Annotated in this window: 1 protein-coding gene; it reads left to right on the forward strand. The window is 75.6% G+C overall.

Annotated features, from left to right (window positions below):
- Positions 1–2: 2 nt before the first annotated feature.
- Positions 3–1,177 (forward strand): SDR family oxidoreductase (locus L7D48_RS28935; RefSeq protein ID WP_237884081.1); only part of this gene is annotated, 1,175 nt, incomplete at its 3' end.

Raw genomic sequence — 1,177 nt, forward strand, 5'->3', positions numbered from 1 at the left:
GCCTGGTCACCGGGGCCACCGGCTACATCGGCGGCCGGCTGGTGCCCGAGCTGCTGGCGGCGGGCCACACCGTGCGCTGTCTGGCCCGCACGCCGGCCAAGCTGCGCGACCACCCCTGGGCGGGGCGGGCGGAGGTGGTGCGCGGCGACGTCACCGACGCCGCGTCGGTGCGCGCGGCGATGGAGGGCATGGACGTCGCCTACTACCTGGTGCACTCCATGGGCGGCGGCTCCCGCTTCGAGAACACCGACCGCGAGGCCGCGCGGATCTTCGGCGAGCAGGCCCGGGCGGCCGGGGTGGGCCGGATCGTCTACCTGGGCGGGCTGACCCCGGCCGGGGTGCCCGAGGAGGAGCTCTCCCCGCATCTGCGCTCCCGTGCCGAGGTGGGGCGGCTGCTGCTGGCCTCCGGTGTGCCGACGGCCGTACTGCGGGCGGCGGTGATCATCGGTTCGGGTTCGGCGTCGTTCGAGATGCTGCGCTACCTGACCGAGCGGCTGCCGCTGATGGTCACCCCGAGCTGGGTGCGCACCCGGCTCCAGCCGATCGCGGTGCGCGACGCGCTGCGCTACCTGGCCGCCTGCGCGTCGCTGCCGCCCGAGGTGAACCGGACCTTCGACATCGGAGGCCCGGAGGTCCTCACCTACCACGACATGATGCAGCGCTACGCCGCGGTGGCCGGGCTGCCCAGGCGGGTCATCGTCCCGGTGCCGGTGCTCTCCCCCACCCTGTCCAGCCACTGGATCGGTCTGATCACCCCCGTCCCGCGCGCGCTGGCCCGGCCGCTGGCGGAGTCGCTGCGGCACGAGGTGGTCTGCGCCGAGCACGACATCGCCCGCCACGTCCCCGACCCGCCCGGCGGCCTGCAGGGTCTGGACCAGGCGCTGCGGTTGGCGCTGAAGCGGATCAAGGACGCGGAGGTGGCCACCCGCTGGTCCTCGGCGTCCGTCCCCGGCGCGCCCAGCGATCCGCTGCCCACCGACCCGAACTGGGCGGGCGGCAGCCTCTACACCGACGAGCGCGAGCGCACCGTGGCCGCCCCGCCGCAGGCGCTGTGGCGGGTGATCGAGGGCATCGGCGGTGAGAACGGCTGGTACTCCGCGCCGCTGGCCTGGGCCGTGCGCGGCTGGCTGGACCGGCTGGTGGGCGGGATCGGGCTGCAGCGGGGGAGGCGGGACGC

The sequence above is a fragment of the Streptomyces sp. ICN903 genome, assembly GCF_022015835.1.
Classification (GTDB): domain Bacteria; phylum Actinomycetota; class Actinomycetes; order Streptomycetales; family Streptomycetaceae; genus Streptomyces; species Streptomyces fenghuangensis.